Here is a 17,970-nt window from a genome sequence, read left to right on the forward strand (position 1 = left end):
TCAGCCCGCGGCGTCGGCGAGAATACTCGACGAGTTGCCTGTTTCGCGTTGCTGGCCCCACCGGGCTTGTGTTTCGTTTTGCTTGCCGAAGAGTTGGCCGCGTGCCGTATCGGGCTCGGGCGGACTGCTTTGGCAATGATCGTTAGCAAGTGAGCTGCGCGTGTTTTCGCGATTCTTCATCGACCGGCCGATCTTTGCGTCAGTGCTGTCGATTTTGATCACACTGGCTGGCGCGGTCGCTTTCTACACGCTGCCGCTGGCCCAATTCCCGCCGGTTACGCCCCCCACGGTGCAGGTCGACTGCAACTATCCCGGTGCGAGCGCGCAGGTCGTGGCCCAAACCGTCGCCGCGCCGATCGAGCAGCAGGTCAACGGCGTGGAAGACATGCTCTACATGGCTTCCCAAAGCACCAACGACGGATCTTACACACTGACCGTCACGTTCAAGCCGGGCGTGGATCTGAACCTGGCGCAGGTACTGGTGCAAAATCGCGTCGCTCTGGCGATGCCGCTTTTGCCCGAGGTCGTGCGGCAAACGGGCGTGACGACGCGCAAGCGCTCGCCCGACATTTTAATGACGGTCAGCCTGAATTCGCCCGACCGCCGCTACGACCAGCTTTACCTCAGCAATTACGCGCTGATGCGCATTCGTGACGAATTATCGCGTCTGTCCGGCATTAGCGAAGTACTGGTTTTCGGCCAGCGCGACTACAGCATGCGCATCTGGCTCGATCCAGACAAACTCACCACGCGCGATCTGGAAGTCACGGACGTCGTCAATGCGATCCGCGAACAAAACATGCACGTCGCGCTGGGCCAGATCGGCCAGCCGCCGGCGGTCGATGGCCAGGTCAAGCAGATGCCGCTATCGGTACGCGGACGTCTGACCTTGCCCGAAGAGTTCGAGAATATCGTCATCAAGTTCACGGCCGACCGCCGCAGCGTGCGTATTCGCGACGTAGGGCGCGTCGAAATGGGGGCCCGCAGCGAGGACATCAGCAATCGCTTCGACGGCAAGCCCACCGTAGGCCTGGCGATCTTTCAGCTCCCCGATGCCAATGCCCTCGACACGGCCGACCGCGTCAAGGAGAAGATGGGCGAGCTGTCGCACGACTTTCCCGACGGCGTCATTTACGAAATCGGCTACGACACCACGCCCTACATTCGCGAGTCGGTCAGCGAAGTTTTCAAGGCGCTGCGCGATTCGGTGTTTCTCGTCGCCCTGGTGGTACTCGTCTTTCTGCAGGGCTGGCGGCCGTCGATCATTCCCCTGGTCGCGGTGCCCGTGGCCATCGTCGGCACTTTCGCCGCCATGGCGTGCGTCGGTTTCAGCCTGAACAACTTGACGCTTTTCGGACTGGTGCTGGCGATCGGCATCGTCGTGGACGACGCCATCGTGGTCGTAGAGGCCGTGGAATATCACATTGAGCACGGGCTAAAGCCGCGCGACGCCGCGATCCGCGCCATGGACGAAGTCGCCGGCCCGATCATCGCCGTGGGGCTTGTGCTCTCGGCAGTGTTCATTCCGTGCGCTTTTATTTCTGGAATCGTCGGCCAGTTCTTCCGACAGTTCGCGCTGACGATCGCCATCTCGACCGTTATCTCGACCATCAATTCACTGAGCCTCAGTCCGGCCCTGGCGGCACTCTTATTGCGGCCGCGCGAGGGCAAGCAGGACCTGATCACCCGGTTGCTCGACCTGGTGCTCGGCTGGTTTTTCCGCTTCTTCAATTTCGGCGTGCGCAAATCGACCGGCGCCTACATCGGCATTGTCGGGCGGATGTTGCGCGTGCCGGTGATCGTCCTGATCATCTACGGCGGACTGCTTTACACGACGTATTGGGGTTACGGCCAGTTGCCCAGCGGATTTATTCCCTCGCAGGACAAGGGGTACCTGGTCGCCAGCGTGCAGATGCCCGACTCGACCAGCCAGCAGCGCACGTCGCAGGCCATGGAGGTGATCGAAAAGATCGTCATGGAAACGCCGGGCGTGAAGAACGTGAACTCGGTCATCGGCAACTCGTTCATGCTCAGCGCCTACGGCTCGAGCTTCGGCTCGATGTTCATCATCTTGCACGATTTCGACGAGCGTAAGTCGCCCGATCTTGCGGCCGACGCGATCATGGCTTCGCTCCGCAAGCAATTCGCCGCCAAGGTGCCTGACGCCTTGGTAAACGTCTTTCCGCCGCCGGCCGTGTCCGGCCTGGGGCGCGCGGGCGGATTCAAATTCATGGTCGAAGACCGCGGCGACCTGGGCCTCGTCGAGTTGCAGCGGGCGACCGACAACATGGTCGCCAAGGGAAATCAAACCACCGGCCTGGCCGGCCTGTTCACCGTCTACAAAACCGACTCGCCGCAGCTCTACATCGACGTCGACCGCAAAGCCTGCTTGACCGCCGGCGTCAGCCTGGCCGAATTGTTCGACGCGCTGCAATCGTACCTCGGTTCGCGCTATGTCAACGACTTCAATCGGTTCGGCCGCACCTGGCAGGTCATCGTGCAGGCCGACACGCATTTCCGCGACCAGGTCGAGGATGTAAAGCGACTGCGCATCCGCAATCCCAGCGGAACTATGGTCCCGTTGGGATCGCTCGCCACGGTGTCGGGCGTGGGCGGGCCGCTCGTGCTCACGCGTTACAACATGTACCCGGCCGCGGGCATTAACGGTAACTCGGCTCCCGGATTCAGCACCGGGCAGGCGATTACGGCGCTCGAGGACCTGGCCCATCGCGAGCTGCCGAATTCGATGTCGGTCGAATGGACCGAGCTGGCCTACCTCGAGCAGCTTTCCGGCAACACCGGCATGATCGTGTTCGCCTTCTCGGTGATCTTCGTCTTCCTGGTGCTGGCGGCGCTGTACGAAAGTTGGGCCATGCCGCTGGCCGTGATCCTGGTCGTGCCGATGTGCGTGCTCTGTTCGATCGCCGGCGTGGCGATCGCAAACATGGACATCAATATCTTCACGCAGGTCGGGTTCGTGGTGCTGATCGGCCTGGCCTGCAAGAACGCGATTCTGATCGTTGAGTTCGCCAAGTACCGTCGAGAGCAGGGGACCCCGGTCCGCGAGGCCGTGTTGCAAGCCTGCGAGTTGCGTTTGCGACCGATTTTGATGACGTCGTTCGCCTTCATCCTGGGCGTACTGCCGCTCGTGATCGCCACTGGCGCCGGCGCTGAAATGCGCCGCGCCCTCGGCACCGCCGTATTCTCCGGCATGTTGGGCGTGACGTTCTTCGGTATCTTCCTGACGCCGATCTTCTTCTACGTCATCGACCGGATGTCGCACTGGCACCTTTTCACACAAGGTCCGCTGGCGCGGATCGCGCGGGTCCTGATCCTGATCCTGTCACCGCACCAGTGGTGGCTAGCCGCCCGCCGGGCCACAACGAAACTTCCGAACAAAAAGCACACCGCCCCTGCGTCAGCGCCAGACGCGGATCACCCGAACGGCAGTGAATCGCCCGAACCCGATCAGGTACTAACCGCAAGCAGCGCAGCAACCAATGGCGCCGAAGCGAACGGCACACCACCGACAACCGCAACTCAAAAGCTGCCACCGCACCAAACCCCTTAGCAAACTATTCCGGCCCCGCACGGCCAACTAATAACCGACTAACGACTGGTCACTAACCACCGTGTTTTCCAAATTCTTCATCGATCGACCGATTTTCGCGACCGTGCTTTCGGTTGTGATCACGCTGGCTGGCGCGATTGCCATTTTCGCGCTGCCGGTCACGCAATATCCCGAGATCACGCCGCCGACGGTCGAAGTCTCGACGACCTACCCTGGTGCGAATGCCAACGTCGTGGCCGACACCGTGGCCGCTCCGATCGAGCAGCAGGTCAACGGCGTCGAGAGCATGATGTATCTCTCTTCTCAATGCACCAACGACGGCAACTACGTGTTGACCGTCACGTTCGAGCCGGGCACGGACCTGAATATGGCCCAGGTCATGGTTCAGAACCGCGTTTCGCTGGCCGAGCCGATCCTGCCTGACCTGGTCAAGCGGCGCGGCGTGACGGTGAAGAAGAAATCGCCCAGCGTGCTGATGATCGTCAACCTGTTTTCCCCCAACGGCAGCCGCGACAACCTGTATCTGAGCAATTACGCCACGATTCAGTTGCGCGACGAGTTGTCCCGCCTCCCTGGCGTTGGCGCTATCGCCTTCCTCGGCCAGCGCGACTACAGCATGCGCGTCTGGCTCGACCCGCAGCAGATGGCGATGCGCGGCATCAGTTCGGCCGACGTCGTTCGCGCCATCGAGCAGCAGAATACCCAGGTCGCGGCCGGCCAGATCGGCCAGCCTCCGGCGCCCAATGGCCAGGTCTTCCAATACACAATGACCACCCTGGGCCGGTTGGCCGAAGAGTCGCAATTCGGCGATATGATTCTGCGCGCCGATGCCGAGCGGCGCATCATCCGCATGCGCGACGTAGCCAAGATCGAGCTGGGGGCGCTGGCCTATGACCAGATCTGCACGCTCGATACGCAGCCCTCGGTCGCGCTCTCAATCTATCAACGCCCCGGCTCGAACGCGCTCGATACCGCTCAGCAAGTGCGCGACAAGATGGACGAATTGAAAGCCCGTTTCCCGGAAGGGGTCGACTACGCGATCGTCTATGACACGACTCCGTTCATCAAGGAGTCCGTCAACGAAGTGTTCCTCGCCTTGCGTGACGCGGTGGTGCTGGTGGCCATCGTGGTTCTGATCTTTCTGCAAGGCTGGCGCGCCGCGATCATTCCACTGGTCGCCGTGCCCGTGGCGATCGTGGGCACATTCGCCGCGATGGTGGCCGCCGGCTTTAGTCTTAATACGCTTACGCTGTTTGGCCTCGTGCTAGCCGTGGGCATCGTCGTCGACGATGCCATCGTGGTCGTCGAAGCCATCGAGCATCACATAGAAGAAGGACTTTCCCCGCGCGATGCTGCCGTGCAAGCCATGCAAGAGGTCGCCGGCCCAGTGATCGCCGTCGGTCTGGTGCTGACGGCGGTGTTCATCCCGTGCGCGTTCATCTCGGGCGTGATCGGACAGTTCTTCAGACAATTCGCCGTTACGATCGCGATCTCGACGATCATCTCGGCATTCAATTCACTGACGCTCAGCCCGGCACTCGCTGTGCTGCTGTTGCGTCCCCGCTCGTCAGGACATGGCGAGGCCTTACCCCGCTTCGGCCTGGCTCTGGCCGGCGTTTGGGCGGGCAGCCAATATCTGGCACCCTGGCTACCGCAATGGATTCCCGTCGTGCTGAACGACATGCCTCTGGGCCTGGGTTCGCCCTGGCCGTGGATCGGCGGAGCCATTGGCGGCGTCGGCGCCTGGTTTGCATCGGGACTGATCAACGCCGTGCTACTGTTGATTTTCCGCGTCTTCAACGCCGGCTTTAATGTGCTTACCGGCGGTTACGTGGCCACGGTCAGCTTCATGCTGCGGACGAGCCTGATCGTGCTCATTCTCTACGGCGGGCTGATGGTGCTCACGTACAAAATGTTCGCCGACACACCGACCGGCTTTATCCCCTCGCACGATAAAGGATACCTGATCGTCAACGTCCGCTTGCCGGACTCGGCCTCGCTCGCGCGTACCGAAGAAGCGATGCACGACATCGAGGAACTGGCCGGCAAGGTTTCGGGCGTCAGCCACACCGTGGCCATCGCCGGGCAGTCGCTGCTGATGGGGGCCAACGCTCCGAATTTCGGCTCGATGTACGTCATGCTCGATGAATTTCACGAACGAGCGCACGATCATCGCACGGCCGACGTCATTGCCGAGGAGCTGAAGGAACTTTTCGAGGCCGAAGTCGGGGACGGCGAAGTGAACATTCTGGGCGCCCCGCCGATCGACGGCCTCGGTACCGCCGGCGGGTTCAAGATCGTGATCGAAGATCGCGCCGATACCGGATTGCCTGCCCTCGAGGCAGTCAGCACCGAAATCGTTAACAAAGGGACCGAAACGTCGGGCCTGCGCGACCTGTTCACCAGTGTTCGTGCCAACACCACCTGGCTGTACCTGGATATCGATCGCGCCGCGGTAAAGGCGATGGATATTTCGATGACCGACGTGTTCAACACGCTGCAGGTCAACTTCGGTTCGCTATACGTCAACGACTTCAACCGCTTCGGCCGCACCTGGCAGGTCAACGTCCAGGCCGATGCGCGTTATCGCATGCAGCCGGACGATCTGAAGCGTCTGTACGTCCCCGGCAAGCAGGGACAGATGGTTCCGTTCACGGCCTTTACGAAAATCCGCGAAATCAGCGGGCCGGTGATGCTGGTGCGCTATAATCTTTATTCGGCCTCGTTCATCAATGCCGACGCCGCCCCGGGTACCAGCTCAGGCGAGGCGATCGATCTCATGCAGCAGGTATCCGAAGGGGCGCTCGCGCCTTCGATGCGGGCCGAATGGACCGAATTGGCCTTCCTGCAGCGCCGCGTCGGCAACACTGCGATGTTCGCGTTTGTGCTGGCCGTGGTGCTGGTGTTCCTGGTGTTAGCCGCGCAGTACGAAAGCTGGGCCCTGCCGCTGGCCGTGATTCTGGTCGTGCCGATGTGCTTGCTATGTTCCGTGGCCGGCGTGATCGTGGCCCACATGGATATCAATATCTTTACGCAGATCGGTTTCGTGGTGCTCGTCGGCCTGGCGTGCAAGAACGCGATCTTGATTGTCGAGTTCGCCCGCTCACGCCAGGTGGCGGGAGTCGGCCGTTACGAGGCGACGCTGGCCGCCTGTCGGCTGCGTCTGCGGCCGATCGTGATGACCTCGCTGGCGTTCATCTTCGGCGTCGTGCCGCTCGTGCTCAGCGAAGGGGCGGGCGCCGAAATGCGCCGCACGCTCGGCACTGCCGTGTTCGCCGGCATGCTCGGCGTCACAGTCTTCGGCATCTTCCTGACGCCGGTCTTCTTCTACGTCATCCAATGGTTCTCAGACTGGCGCGAGAGCCGGAAGAAGGCAGCATAGCTCTCGGTGCAATTGGGCCGCGAGTATTCGTAGGGTGCGGCCGCCTGATGTAGTGTGCGTCCTCGACGCTCCGAAATCACGATCCGCGTCATTCCTCAATTCACTCGCATCGCACGCTCGAAGGTGATGCGAAGCACTTCTCACAGCTAAGCAAAAAGGTGCGTCGCGGACGCACCCTACCGGAACTGCGGACCGGTTCTTTTGCAGTGATCTGAACCGAAGATCGGGCCAGGGAGGGTCGCGACGGAGTCAGCCTTTCGCGACCCTCTCGGAGTGGACCTGGCCCACGCACCTTTACGATGGCGGTGCTGCCACCGAACTGCTAGACGAGCTGCTCGACGAACCGTTCGAGCCGCTGCCAGTGCCACCCGTCGTGCTGCCGCCATTGAACTGGCTGCGCCAAGCCGCGCGCTCGTCACGATGCAGCGTATGCTTGGCCGCGTTGAGTTGACGATCAGCCTGATGCAAATTGTGCTCGTCCTTGTGCACTTGATTACGATCCGTGCGGAATTGCTGATCGGCGCCGCGCAGCTTCGACAGGTCCTGCTTCAGTTGCGCGGTGTTGCCGCTCTTCAGGTCTTGGCGGACGGCGTTCCGATCCTGCGATATCGTCTTCATATCGCTGCGCATGGCCGTCTTCGCGCCACCGAGAACCTGCCGGTCGCTCTGCACGGTCTTCCGGTCCGTTTGAACCGCATTGCGAGCGCCGCTCACCGAGGAAGACGCATTGCTGGCAGCCCCACCGCCGTTGACAAGCGCGCCACCCGCGCCCCCTGCACCGCCCGCGCCCCCTGCTCCCCCGTGCCCTCCCGCACCACCGCCGTATCCTTCGTGATGATGATGGTGGTGGTGGTGATGGTGATGCTGCCCGGATTGCTGCCCGGATTGCTGCCCGGATTGTTGCCCGGATTGTTGGCTGGAGTGGTGCTCGGAGTGATGCCCGCTGTGATGCCCGCTGTGGCCGCCACTGCTATGGCCACCGCCGCCGCCCCCATGATGTCCGCCCCCTCCTCCTCCGCCGCCTCCCCCTTTACCACCGCCCCCTCCTCCGCCGTGGGCCATGACCGTGGCCGGGGCCAAAAACAGGGCGACGCCGAATACCAAACTGGTCGCGATACGATGCCGGATCATTGCTGCGCTCCTGAACTAGGTGAACGTCATGGGTGCTATCAGCTTGTCCATCGAAACACTATCTTTTCTCGCGCCCGTCTGACGTCCGGCGATGAGCCAATTCGCCGGCGGGGGATTACCTCTTCGTTAGGGGGAACCGGGCCCGGAATGTTTGTGCCGCCGCGAGCGCCTGTAACGCCTCCGGCCGCTCACTTACGGCAACTCACATTGCCCCGCTTGCGGCGGTTTAGTACGTTACCGCCCCCCGACGCTCCCGAATTGGCTGTCGGACCACCCGTGAATCCCGCCCGGGCAGACCCGCATGGAAATTCCCCCCTCATCTCGTCGCACGACCGGAACCAGGCTTCGCGTTCACGCGCTGCGGCTCTCGCTGCTAGCGGGCTCGCTTGGCTTTGCCGTGGTCATGGCCGAGCTCAGTCTGCGCGTGGCCGGCTACAGTCCGGCCTACGTCAACGCGATGGGCAGCTTTCACCAGCCTGATCCGGTGACCGGGCATCGCGGCAAGCCGAACTTTCGGGGCCGCTTTAAGACCCCCGAGTTCGACGTGCTGATCGTTCACAACGACCAGGGCTTTCGCCGCCAGGAATTTCAAAACCCCGCCACCGAAAACGTGCGCCGCTTGTGCGCCTTCGGCGATTCGTTCGTGTGGGGGTGGGGCGTCGAACAGGGAGAGGGTTTCACCGATCAATTGAGCCGGCGCATGCCCGCCTGGCGCGTCGAGAACTACGGCATCAATGGCACCGGCACACTGGCGCAATACGAACTGTTCGCCGCCGAGTGCCGCGATCATTTGCAGCCAGGGGACGTCGTATTGCTCACGTTCTACGGCAACGACTTTGCCGATAACCTCGAAGGGACGCGTGTCGCGAAGATCATTGATGGTCAGGTTGTATCGCAACCGGTCACGGCGCCGTTGAGAGACGGCTGGCAGCGCACGTTGCAGGAATCGTCGTACCTGTTCAACTATGTCTCGTACGTTGCCAATCGCTGGCAGCTCGAACGGCGCATCCGCCGCGCCGAAGCCAAGGCGATCGCCGCGGCCGAAGCCGCGAAGGGCGCCCCGGCCTCGCCCCCGGTCGCGCACGCGAGAGATTCGCAACCAGCCACAGGCGCAACTCCCGAGCCCGAATCACCCCAACCAGAATCGGTCGTGCAGGACTCATCGAACGACAAGCCCACCAGCTCGCCCCCCCCTGCCCCGCCCGCTCCTGCTCCCGTGACACCGCTTTCGGGCGAAGCCGCCACACAGGTCGCCATCGTGCGTCATTATTTGGAGAGTTGGCAGCGCGACTGCGAAGCTCGGCAACTGCGGCTAATCGTCGCCTATATTCCGGGCGTCGGCGAATTGGACGAAGGACGCGACGACGTCTCGGTTCGTCGCGAGGCCGCTTACCGTCAATCATTCGAGATCTGCACTGCAGATACGAATCTCGAAGTACTCGATCTACTCCCCGGTATGCTCACGGCCAAATCATCGGGCGGCGCTGGTAGTTTGATCATCGCCCGCGACGGCCATTGGAACGCCTCGGGCCATCGCGTCGTGGCCGACATCATCGCCGCGCGCCTGCACGATAACTCGACGGCCCGCCGACCCGACACGCTCCAGCGCGACTAAACCGTAACGAGTCTGAAGCACACCGCGGCTGCGGCGTGCCGATTAATAATCATCCAGCGGCGCGAGCGAAATCGGATGCTGTCCGATGCGCCCCATGTCGTCCAACGTGCGGCGCTGTCCCACCGAAGGCCACGCCGACACACCCTCCAGCTCGGGCATGATCTCGAGCAGTTGCTCGATCAGCCGTTTGGCCAGGGTTTGTATCTCGGGAGCGTGGGCTCCTTCGAGAATCGTGGCGGCCGTCTTCATCACCTTGATCATCGAAGCCCGCTTCGAGATCGGCGCGGACAATTGTCCGCGCGGTTCGACTAACAGTTCCGCGACCGGCACGTCTAGCACGTTCTGCCAGCGAAAAAGCTCGCTCAGCAGTAAGTCGTAATGTTCGTCTTCCTGCCGGTGTACGTGCTCGCTGCTGATACCCAGCGATTGCCGCGCCGCACGCAGCGACACCCCCTGCTGCCGGCGGACTTCCGCAATGCGGTGAAAAGGTCCGGGCACGTCCAATGGATCGGGCGAGCCAAAAACCGGCTCCCGAGCTGACTCACAACGACATTTCGGATCTTCGTTCGGCATGACCATTTTCGCTTTCCTGAGTGACATTTCTGATTCTTCTAGTTCGGGTGGCCTGTCATTCAGAGAGAGGCACGGGTAAGGAGCTCGACGTCTTGGCCGTCTTGCCCCTTACCCCGCCCTCTCCTCTGAGGGGAGATCACACTTGGTTGGCTTGCGCTTCGCGAGAAACTTGTTTTGCCTCTTGATCCGGCCCCGCGCTGCGAAGCGCCACGCAACCAGCGACCTCGTCCCCTCACACACTTTCCGTTCGCGTCTGCAACGCGCGTGCGGCCGCGATGATCACGACCGACACGTACGCCGCCAACGCCGCGTGGCGTCCTTCGCCACGCGGGTCGGCGTCGTCGGCCTCTTGATCCGGCCCCTCTTTAGGGACACGCGCCTCGCAGTTGCCTCTTATCTGTTCCGTTTTCATTTCCAACACGTCGCAAGGACCGAGAATCGCACCGCAGCGAATGCATCGCGTCCGTGTCCCTCGGGTCGAAACCACCATGCCGCACGAACATTCGAGGACACACATGGCACCACGCCTCCGGCGTTGCGACTGAGAACTCCCTCCGTCCCCCAGGTTTCGCCACGTTGGCGTCCCCGAAGGGGCTCACCAGATAACGCGACATCCACGGCCCGAGTCCGCAAAAAATTCTCGAAGCGCTCAGAACGGCCGGGTTTAACCGCGGCGAAACGCGGGAGAGACCCGCCCGGCCGCGGCGCGGCCCCCTAATCGCGCCGTCCGCCGTACGACACCTCGTGGCAACCGGTAGAGGCGGCAAACTCGTAAGTCCGGCGAGACGCCCGCCCCCCCCGCTTTGGAATCTCTAGCGCCGCCATTGGGGGCTGGTTCAGTTACAATCGAAGCTATCGCTTACGCCCCGAGCGTCGCCCCGAAAGGTCCGCCGATGACTTCCTCGCCGTCGTCAGAAGCCACGCGTATCGTCAACGCGCTCGCGAGCGGTGATCAGCACGCCGCCGAAGAATTGCTGCCGCTGGTGTACGACGAGTTCCGTCGCCTGGCCGACGACTACCTGCGGCAGGAAACCCGCGCCCACACGTTGCAGCCCACGGCCCTGGTCCACGAGGCCTACCTGAAGCTGATCGATCAAACGCGTGTGAACTGGCAAGGGCGCACGCATTTCTTCGCCGTCGGCGCGCAGGCCATGCGACGCATCTTGGTGGATCACGCCCGGGCTCGTCATCGCGCCAAGCGCGGCGGCGGCTGGCAGCGCATCGAGCTGGACGATCAGTTAATACTTTCGCCTGATCGCGATGCCGACCTGCTGGCCGTGGACGAGGCGATCGAAAAGCTGGCGCTGCTCGATCCCCGCCAGGCCCGCATCGTCGAGCTACGCTTCTTTGGCGGCCTGACGATGGATGAAGTCGCCGAAGTGCTCGGCGTTTCGAAGCGCACCGTCGAAAACGAATGGACGATCATCCGCGCCTGGCTGCGACGTGAACTGGCCGGGGAAGGCACATCGTGAGCGGCGATAATTACGATCGCGTCAAGGAGATATTCCTGCAGGCGTGCGACCTCGACCTTAAGGGGCGCGAGCAGTTGCTCGACCGCGAATGCGCCGGTGACGCCGATCTGCGAGCCCGCGTCGAGTCGCTGCTGGCCCATCACTGGTCGCAGACGATTCTCGACAGCCGGGCTGTTGAACCGGCCCGTGCCAAAACGGGGGCGCACTCTTCCCTTTGGGACAGGATGGGCCGGGCCGCGGATCTGATGATCGAGGAAGTCCGCGCGCGGAAGGGGACGTACCTGGCAGCCGCGTTAGTACTCGTGGCCCTCATCGCCGGCGGCATCTGGTCGCACTACGGCATCGAGAGCGCCATGCGCCAGATTCTGCGCGATCAATTGCAGACCGTGCTCGACGCCGACATCACCGCGCTTGAGCTGTGGCTGGAAGAACAAAAAGCCGATGCCGAGCATTGGGCCGAACAGCCCGACGTGCGCGAGCAGATTCAGGAATTGGTCCGATTGTCCCGCAGTGACCTTAGCCCTGCCGCCACCAGGCAGACGCTGCTCGATTCCACCGCCATGGCCGAGCTGCGCGAATCTTTGCAGGTCTACCTCGACGACGACGAAACCCATCACACGGCCTACGCCATTACCGACCGGTCGGGCCTGGTGCTCGGTGCGCCCGAAAATACGGAGGTGGGAATTCACCTGAACTCGACGGGCATGGCCGACATCGCCTACGCGTTCGCAGGCGAGACCAGAATCTCGAAACCTCATCCCGAGGGCTCATTCGCCGCGGACCGACCGATTCACCGCGAGAATCCGATGATCTGGGTTGGCACGCCGGTCTACGACACGTCAGGCAATATCATCGCCGCGCTCAGCCTGGGAGTGAGCGCCGATTACCAGTTCACGCGCATCCTGTCCGTGGCGCGCATGGGGCGGACGGGCGAGACCTACGCCTTCGACGAAAAGGGATGGTTGATATCGGACAGCCGCTTTACGGATCAATTAAAAGCCCTGGGATTGATTCCCAATGAGCCGGGCGCGCGCGCCGTTTTCAACATGCAAGTACGGGACCCGGGGGTCGATTTGACCACCGGCGCAAAAGCGGCGCTGCCACAAGCAGCACAGCCGCTGACCAAGTTGGCCGCCATGGCAATCGCACGCCAGGATGGGACCGACTCTACAGGCTACCGCGACTATCGCGGAGTGCTGACGATCGGTGCCTGGCGCTGGCTGCCAGAATATGGCTTCGGCATCGGCACCGAGGTCGACTACGCCGAGGCCTACGCGCCGCTGCGCTATCCGTTGGTTGCTTCCTGGTTGCCGCTGGGCGTACTGATCGTCGCGGCCGGCGGATTTTTGTATTCGGCCTTTCACATCGCCGGGCTGCAACGACAAATCGGCGTCGCTCGCCAGGTGGGCCAATACACGCTGGAGCAAAAGATCGGTGAAGGGGGAATGGGCGTCGTCTATCGCGCGCGGCATTCGATGCTGCGCCGCCGCACGGCCGTGAAGCTGCTTAAGCCCGAATTGATGACGCCGGTTGCCATCGCCCGCTTCGAACGCGAAGTGCAGTTGGCCAGCCAGCTAACCCATCCGAACACGATCGAAATCTATGACTTCGGCCGGACCACGGACGGCGTTTTCTATTACGCAATGGAGTATCTGCCGGGGGCCTCGCTCGCGCAGTTGATTCAGATCGAAGGGGCGGTCTCGCCGGGCCGATCGGTCTACATCCTCAAGCAAATTTGCGGTTCGCTGGCCGAGGCGCACAACATTGGCCTTGCGCATCGCGATGTGAAACCGCACAACATCATGCTTTGCGAGCGCGGCGGTCAGGCGGATTTCATCAAGGTGCTCGACTTCGGCCTGGTGAAGAGCACGGCCAAAAGCGAAGACACCGGATTGACCGCCGCCACGGCGATGGCCGGCACGCCGCTCTACATGGCGCCCGAGCGTTTACGCGATCCGTTGGTGACCGACACGCGTTCGGATTTGTATTCCATCGGGGCCGTGGCCTATGACCTGCTGACGGGGCGCAATATCTTCCATTGCGCCAGCGACCTGGACGTGTTGTTTCACGTGATGAACGTCATGCCCGAGGCGCCGTCGCAATTAAATCCGGCAGTGCCGGCTCTACTGAGCGATTTGGTCATGTCGTGCTTATCAAAGGACCCGCTCCAGCGTCCGCAGTCGGCCAGCGAGATTCTGGAAGTGCTGGACAAGCTGACCAACGTGATCCCGTGGACGCAAACCGACGCGCGCCGGTGGTGGCAGGAGCATGGCGCCGCGATCCTCGACCTGCAACGCCGCAGCCTGGCCGACACTGTCGAATTCGTCGCCCACCCCACGGTCGCCCCCACCAGCACGGTGTGAACGCGGGAAGTGAGGAGTGGTAGGGTGCAGAATGAGGAGTGACGGAAATGCCAATCGCGCCAGGGGTTAACACACTAGCCCGAAGCGCCAGCAAGGGTATTTTCCTATTTCTACCCGCGCACGTGTCGGGTCACGGCACCGTTTTACTTTGGCGCCTCGCAGCAAAAGTCGCGAAGGATCGCCATCACGCGCTGCGCCTCATCGCCCGAGACCAGGTAATCCTCGGAATTCGAGCAGCGGATCAATAATTCCGAACCGTCGGCGCGATCCTCGATCGTACACACCTGGTCCAGGTTCAGAATCACCTTGCGGTTCTTGTGATGAAATTCCACAAACGCAGCCATGCGACCTATCCTCCTATGCGCCGAACTATCGGGTGCCCGCTTCGTCCGCAGCGGGCGTATTGTATCGCAAGTCCGGCGGCGGACAGCGCAAAGGGCCTATCAAATCCGACAGGCCACGCATCAATACGGCGCAAAGATCACCCGGGTCTCCTGAGACCAGCGAGCCAAGCCCCTACGTCGGCAGCCGGTAATGCAGCCACGCGCTGCGCTCGGCCGGCAGGCTGTCGTTACTCAGAGAAAGTACTCAGCCGACTGAAAAAGCCGTTCGACTAAGTCGAGGAACCGTCGGCCCGCCGTTGTGTCTACCAGGTCGCGCCATATCGGAAAGTCAAACTCCACCGGCGCAGCGACCGGCATCGCGCGCGGCCACGGGTATTCAGGGTTTGGCAAGTCGGGGGAAAGAGCAGGGGCTAGATCCTCAACGCGCTGAGCAATATCGATCGTCTTCCTAAACATGCCCTGCCATTGCGCATTCCGACCCGCGAACCCCAATTTTTCCTGCGCCCGACGGTTAGTGGTAAGGCTTCGAAGAAACGTGACAAACGCACGATGTGTCGACGTGCGTGGCCCTTCGCGCCATGCGTGAGCCTTACCGAATAGCTCTGTCGCCATCTGCAAATAGTGAAGTTTATGCGAAGCGGGAAAACGCGATTGCCTTCGAAAAGTGTCAAAAACGGCAAAATCCGCACGCGCTTGCACCAGGAACAGACGCTGCTGCTCCGTCATGCACCGCGTCTCCGCCAGATCTTTGTGCCGTCGAGCGACCACCCTCGTGGAAGCCCTGACGAATCACGACTTATCCGTAACAACTGATCCCCAGTAACGTCGGCGACAAAAAGACGGAACTCACAGCCTTGGATATCTAGCCCAAAGTCGATCGGCTCGACAGCTACATCATCTCCGGTAACTCGATCATTCAATTCAAGAAGTCGAATCTCTTGAGGCGGAGATCCTCCCGGCAAATACCACACCTCTCGAATGCCACTGTCGGCAATGAAATGTCTTTTCGCCAACCATTCGGCAACCGCGTCGCGGTCGCGAGGCTCAGGGGTGTCGAGCATTGCCTGGCGATTCCCGCTCTCCCGAGTAACTTCTTCATCGAGCTCGTCGAGATAGTCAAACCAACCTTCATCACCTAGCTGGTCTCGCCTCGGAGGATGCGCGAATACCTGCAGGTATTCCCGCCATGAGCCAAAAACTACTACCGTCCCATCAACGGCTTGGTAACCTTCGCGCTGTCGATCTAACGAGTATTTGAAGACTTTGAAATGCTTGGGATTGTTCGGCGATCTACCGAGACACGCCTCGGGTCTTCCTTCTCCCTCGTTCCACTGATGCACTGCCTCCATTTCGTAGTCAAGTTCAACGTCCGTCAGCACTTCGCCCGTGAACCCGTCGTTAGCAGGGTCGCTCCATGTAAAAACAAGGTTCAACACCCCGGAACGCCGATCTTCGACCAAGTACATAACGCGTCTCCAGAATTCGCTACACAGAGTGGGCGCCTATGTATTTTAGCCCGGACACTTACTCGAACAAGAAAGGCGAACGCAACTACCGCCCGCTCGTCGCGGCGACCGGTTTTTCGGCAGCCTTTTCCGTCGAATCATCCGGCAGCGGCGTCACGGCGGTGAACCAGCCGATCATCATCTCGTCCCACGTCTGTTCGCCGAAGAAAACCCATTTCGAAGGGTCCGGGTTCGAGGGATTTCCGGCTGAGTTGTCGTACGTGGCGAAGCAGCGCAGTTGCGTCCCCTTCGGCATCAGCTTGGGCTCGGCCAGCACGTAATCGATCTGCCAGTTGAAATCCCAGCGCGGCACATCCAGCAACACTTCGCGTTTGCCGTTGGGATACCACGCCTCGTAGCGGAACGACTTGCCGCGCATGTGCATGTGCGGAGTCAGGAACAACAGCAACCGATCGTCCGTGAAGCGATGTCCCGAATACGATTTGAAGTTTGCCATGCCTGGCGGTATCGCGATGCCGAAGTTCACGGCCCAGCCGGATTCGACTTCCTGCTTCACTTCCGACGCGTCGCAGAGTTTCAGCCCCAGCGAGCTGAGATCCTCCTGCGGCCGACCGTTAGTCGTGTAGTGAACCTGCATAATGATCTTCGAGCCGGCCGGAATACGCTTGGCCTGCCCCTGCGTGACTTGCCGCGGCGGCGCGCCGGGAGCGTAAGCGGCCAGCAGCGAACCACGGCCGATTTCAAGCGGTTGCCCCGGCGGATGCAAGAACACCAGGATGTGATGCACCACCGAGCGGTTGCCCGGCCGCGCCTCGCTGGCGACCGACCATTTGTCCTCCGTGAATCCAGGATCGATCACGAAGTGCTGATAATCGACCTTCCCTTCGGCCGGCACCAAGAACGGTTCAGCACGCATCTTGAGAACCACATCCGGTGACGGAATATTCCACCCATCGGTGAACGTGCGCGGCGCTGGCAGGTCCTGCGGATTTCCCTCCGGGCATCCGGCAGCGACCCAATCGGCGATCAGTCGCTTTTCTTCGTCCGACAGCCGCGCGTCATTGCTGAACTTGCCGTGCTTCGGATCAGCGAACCACGGGGGCATACGTTGGTCGTGTACCACCTCGCGGATCGTTTCACCCCAGCCAACCAGTTCCTTGTAACTGGTCATCGAGAACGGGCCGATCTCCCCCGCCCTATGACATTCGACGCAGCGATCCTGAAAAATGCGCGCGATCTGTTTCGAATAGGTTACCGCGGCGCCGGCATCGGGATGCGTGACGCGCCCGATGAAGCAGCCCGGCGCAGACAATTCGGCCTGCGAGACGGCGCCGCCGGCGAGCAATTCGTCAATCGCCACGGCTAGGTCGCGCCGCCCGACCTTTGCCTTCTGAGCTGCGCCGACGTATTGATCGTCGATCCGGCCGCGATAGCGCACGACGCGTTTTTCGTCCAGCAAGAAGACCTCGGGCGTGCGCTGCGCGCCGAACTTATCGGCAACGACGTTTTCAGCGTCTTTCAATAGCGGAAATGTCACGCCATGCTCGCGGGCGTACGTTGCGATTTCCTCGGCGCTGTCTTGCACGTTCGCATCGATGCCGATCACGCGCACGCCACGCTCGGCGTACTCCGCGGCCAACTGTTCGAGCCGGGGACCGTACAGTTTTGCCAGGGGACATTCGGCGCCAAGAAACGCGACGACGACCAACTTCGCGTCGGCCAAGTCCGCCAGCGTTAATTGCTTTCCCGCGGCGTCCGCCAGTGTGAATTCGGGGGCCGGTCGCCCGAGCAGATTGGGCAGCGTGGCAGTCGTGGGCTTTGCACTCACGCTGTCGCTGCTGACGTTTCTAGGCTGGGCCTCGTCAGCCTGAGCGAGTAGCCCGACCGACAGCGATGAACCGCCGGCCGCTATGACCGCGACCAGAAGGAACCGCAACCACGATATCGTCGTCATACGTCGATCTCCCCAAAGCCTCCGGCGCGACCGATCGATTCGATCGTACCGCCCGTGCCTCTTACCGAACTGTATCTATTAGTCGAATTTAAGTACGCC

13 protein-coding genes are annotated in these 17,970 nt (G+C 61.7%); 5 read left to right on the top strand and 8 right to left on the bottom strand.

Features of this window, described 5'->3' with window-relative positions:
- Positions 1–180: a hypothetical protein gene (locus tag VGN12_04430; GenBank protein HEY4308681.1), complete on the bottom strand. Its 180-nt coding sequence runs from the start codon at positions 178–180 to the stop codon at positions 1–3.
- On the opposite strand from VGN12_04430, the gene VGN12_04435 reads away from it, so the two are divergent.
- On the top strand, positions 161–3,571 hold the full coding sequence (locus VGN12_04435) for a multidrug efflux RND transporter permease subunit (GenBank protein ID HEY4308682.1): 3,411 nt from the start codon (positions 161–163) through the stop codon (positions 3,569–3,571). The two genes, VGN12_04430 and VGN12_04435, sit on opposite strands and share 20 nt — an antisense overlap.
- Before the next feature lie 61 nt (positions 3,572–3,632).
- Positions 3,633–6,953: a multidrug efflux RND transporter permease subunit gene (locus tag VGN12_04440; GenBank protein ID HEY4308683.1), complete on the top strand. Its 3,321-nt coding sequence runs from the start codon at positions 3,633–3,635 to the stop codon at positions 6,951–6,953.
- Between the two features lie 294 nt (positions 6,954–7,247).
- Here VGN12_04440 and VGN12_04445 read toward each other — a convergent pair whose 3' ends face one another.
- Positions 7,248–8,084, bottom strand: coding sequence for a hypothetical protein (locus VGN12_04445; protein HEY4308684.1), 837 nt, complete (start codon positions 8,082–8,084; stop codon positions 7,248–7,250).
- Positions 8,085–8,385: 301 nt separating this feature from the next.
- On the opposite strand from VGN12_04445, the gene VGN12_04450 reads away from it, so the two are divergent.
- On the top strand, positions 8,386–9,699 hold the full coding sequence (locus VGN12_04450) for an SGNH/GDSL hydrolase family protein (protein ID HEY4308685.1): 1,314 nt from the start codon (positions 8,386–8,388) through the stop codon (positions 9,697–9,699).
- A 42-nt stretch (positions 9,700–9,741) separates the two neighbouring features.
- On the opposite strand, the gene VGN12_04455 is transcribed toward VGN12_04450, so the two are convergent.
- Complete coding sequence (locus tag VGN12_04455) at positions 9,742–10,299, bottom strand: hypothetical protein (GenBank protein HEY4308686.1); 558 nt, start codon at positions 10,297–10,299, stop codon at positions 9,742–9,744.
- A 205-nt stretch (positions 10,300–10,504) separates the two neighbouring features.
- Positions 10,505–10,684, bottom strand: a complete 180-nt coding sequence (locus VGN12_04460) for a hypothetical protein (GenBank protein HEY4308687.1) — start codon at positions 10,682–10,684, stop codon at positions 10,505–10,507.
- Between the two features lie 481 nt (positions 10,685–11,165).
- Between VGN12_04460 and VGN12_04465 the strand changes: the two genes are divergently transcribed.
- Complete coding sequence (locus VGN12_04465) at positions 11,166–11,744, top strand: sigma-70 family RNA polymerase sigma factor (protein HEY4308688.1); 579 nt, start codon at positions 11,166–11,168, stop codon at positions 11,742–11,744.
- A complete protein-coding gene (locus VGN12_04470; GenBank protein HEY4308689.1) occupies positions 11,741–14,107 on the top strand; it encodes a serine/threonine protein kinase in 2,367 nt (788 codons plus the stop codon). The genes VGN12_04465 and VGN12_04470 overlap by 4 nt, the downstream gene beginning before the upstream one ends.
- Before the next feature lie 143 nt (positions 14,108–14,250).
- Here VGN12_04470 and VGN12_04475 read toward each other — a convergent pair whose 3' ends face one another.
- The 4 genes from VGN12_04475 to VGN12_04490 form a co-directional block, all read right to left on the bottom strand.
- A complete protein-coding gene (locus tag VGN12_04475) occupies positions 14,251–14,451 on the bottom strand; it encodes a hypothetical protein (protein ID HEY4308690.1) in 201 nt (66 codons plus the stop codon).
- A 231-nt stretch (positions 14,452–14,682) separates the two neighbouring features.
- Positions 14,683–15,177 carry a hypothetical protein gene (locus VGN12_04480; protein ID HEY4308691.1) on the bottom strand — a complete coding sequence of 165 codons (495 nt, stop codon included), beginning with the start codon at positions 15,175–15,177 and terminating at the stop codon, positions 14,683–14,685.
- Positions 15,174–15,917 carry a hypothetical protein gene (locus tag VGN12_04485; protein HEY4308692.1) on the bottom strand — a complete coding sequence of 248 codons (744 nt, stop codon included), beginning with the start codon at positions 15,915–15,917 and terminating at the stop codon, positions 15,174–15,176. Before VGN12_04485 ends, VGN12_04480 begins: the two co-directional genes overlap by 4 nt.
- An 85-nt stretch (positions 15,918–16,002) precedes the next feature.
- On the bottom strand, positions 16,003–17,871 hold the full coding sequence (locus tag VGN12_04490) for a redoxin domain-containing protein (protein ID HEY4308693.1): 1,869 nt from the start codon (positions 17,869–17,871) through the stop codon (positions 16,003–16,005).
- Between the last annotated feature and the right edge of the window lie 99 nt (positions 17,872–17,970).

The organism is Pirellulales bacterium (assembly GCA_036499395.1).
GTDB lineage: Bacteria > Planctomycetota > Planctomycetia > Pirellulales > JACPPG01 > JACPPG01.

Coding starts and splice junctions, on each gene's coding strand:
- VGN12_04445 (HEY4308684.1), bottom strand. CDS start 8,084: ATGATCCGGCATCGTATCGCGACCAGTTTGGTATTCGGCGTCGCCCTG.
- VGN12_04485 (HEY4308692.1), bottom strand. CDS start 15,917: ATGTACTTGGTCGAAGATCGGCGTTCCGGGGTGTTGAACCTTGTTTTT.
- VGN12_04480 (HEY4308691.1), bottom strand. CDS start 15,177: ATGACGGAGCAGCAGCGTCTGTTCCTGGTGCAAGCGCGTGCGGATTTT.
- VGN12_04430 (HEY4308681.1), bottom strand. CDS start 180: ATGAAGAATCGCGAAAACACGCGCAGCTCACTTGCTAACGATCATTGC.
- VGN12_04460 (HEY4308687.1), bottom strand. CDS start 10,684: ATGAAAACGGAACAGATAAGAGGCAACTGCGAGGCGCGTGTCCCTAAA.
- VGN12_04450 (HEY4308685.1), top strand. CDS start 8,386: ATGGAAATTCCCCCCTCATCTCGTCGCACGACCGGAACCAGGCTTCGC.
- VGN12_04455 (HEY4308686.1), bottom strand. CDS start 10,299: ATGTCACTCAGGAAAGCGAAAATGGTCATGCCGAACGAAGATCCGAAA.
- VGN12_04465 (HEY4308688.1), top strand. CDS start 11,166: ATGACTTCCTCGCCGTCGTCAGAAGCCACGCGTATCGTCAACGCGCTC.
- VGN12_04490 (HEY4308693.1), bottom strand. CDS start 17,871: ATGACGACGATATCGTGGTTGCGGTTCCTTCTGGTCGCGGTCATAGCG.
- VGN12_04475 (HEY4308690.1), bottom strand. CDS start 14,451: ATGGCTGCGTTTGTGGAATTTCATCACAAGAACCGCAAGGTGATTCTG.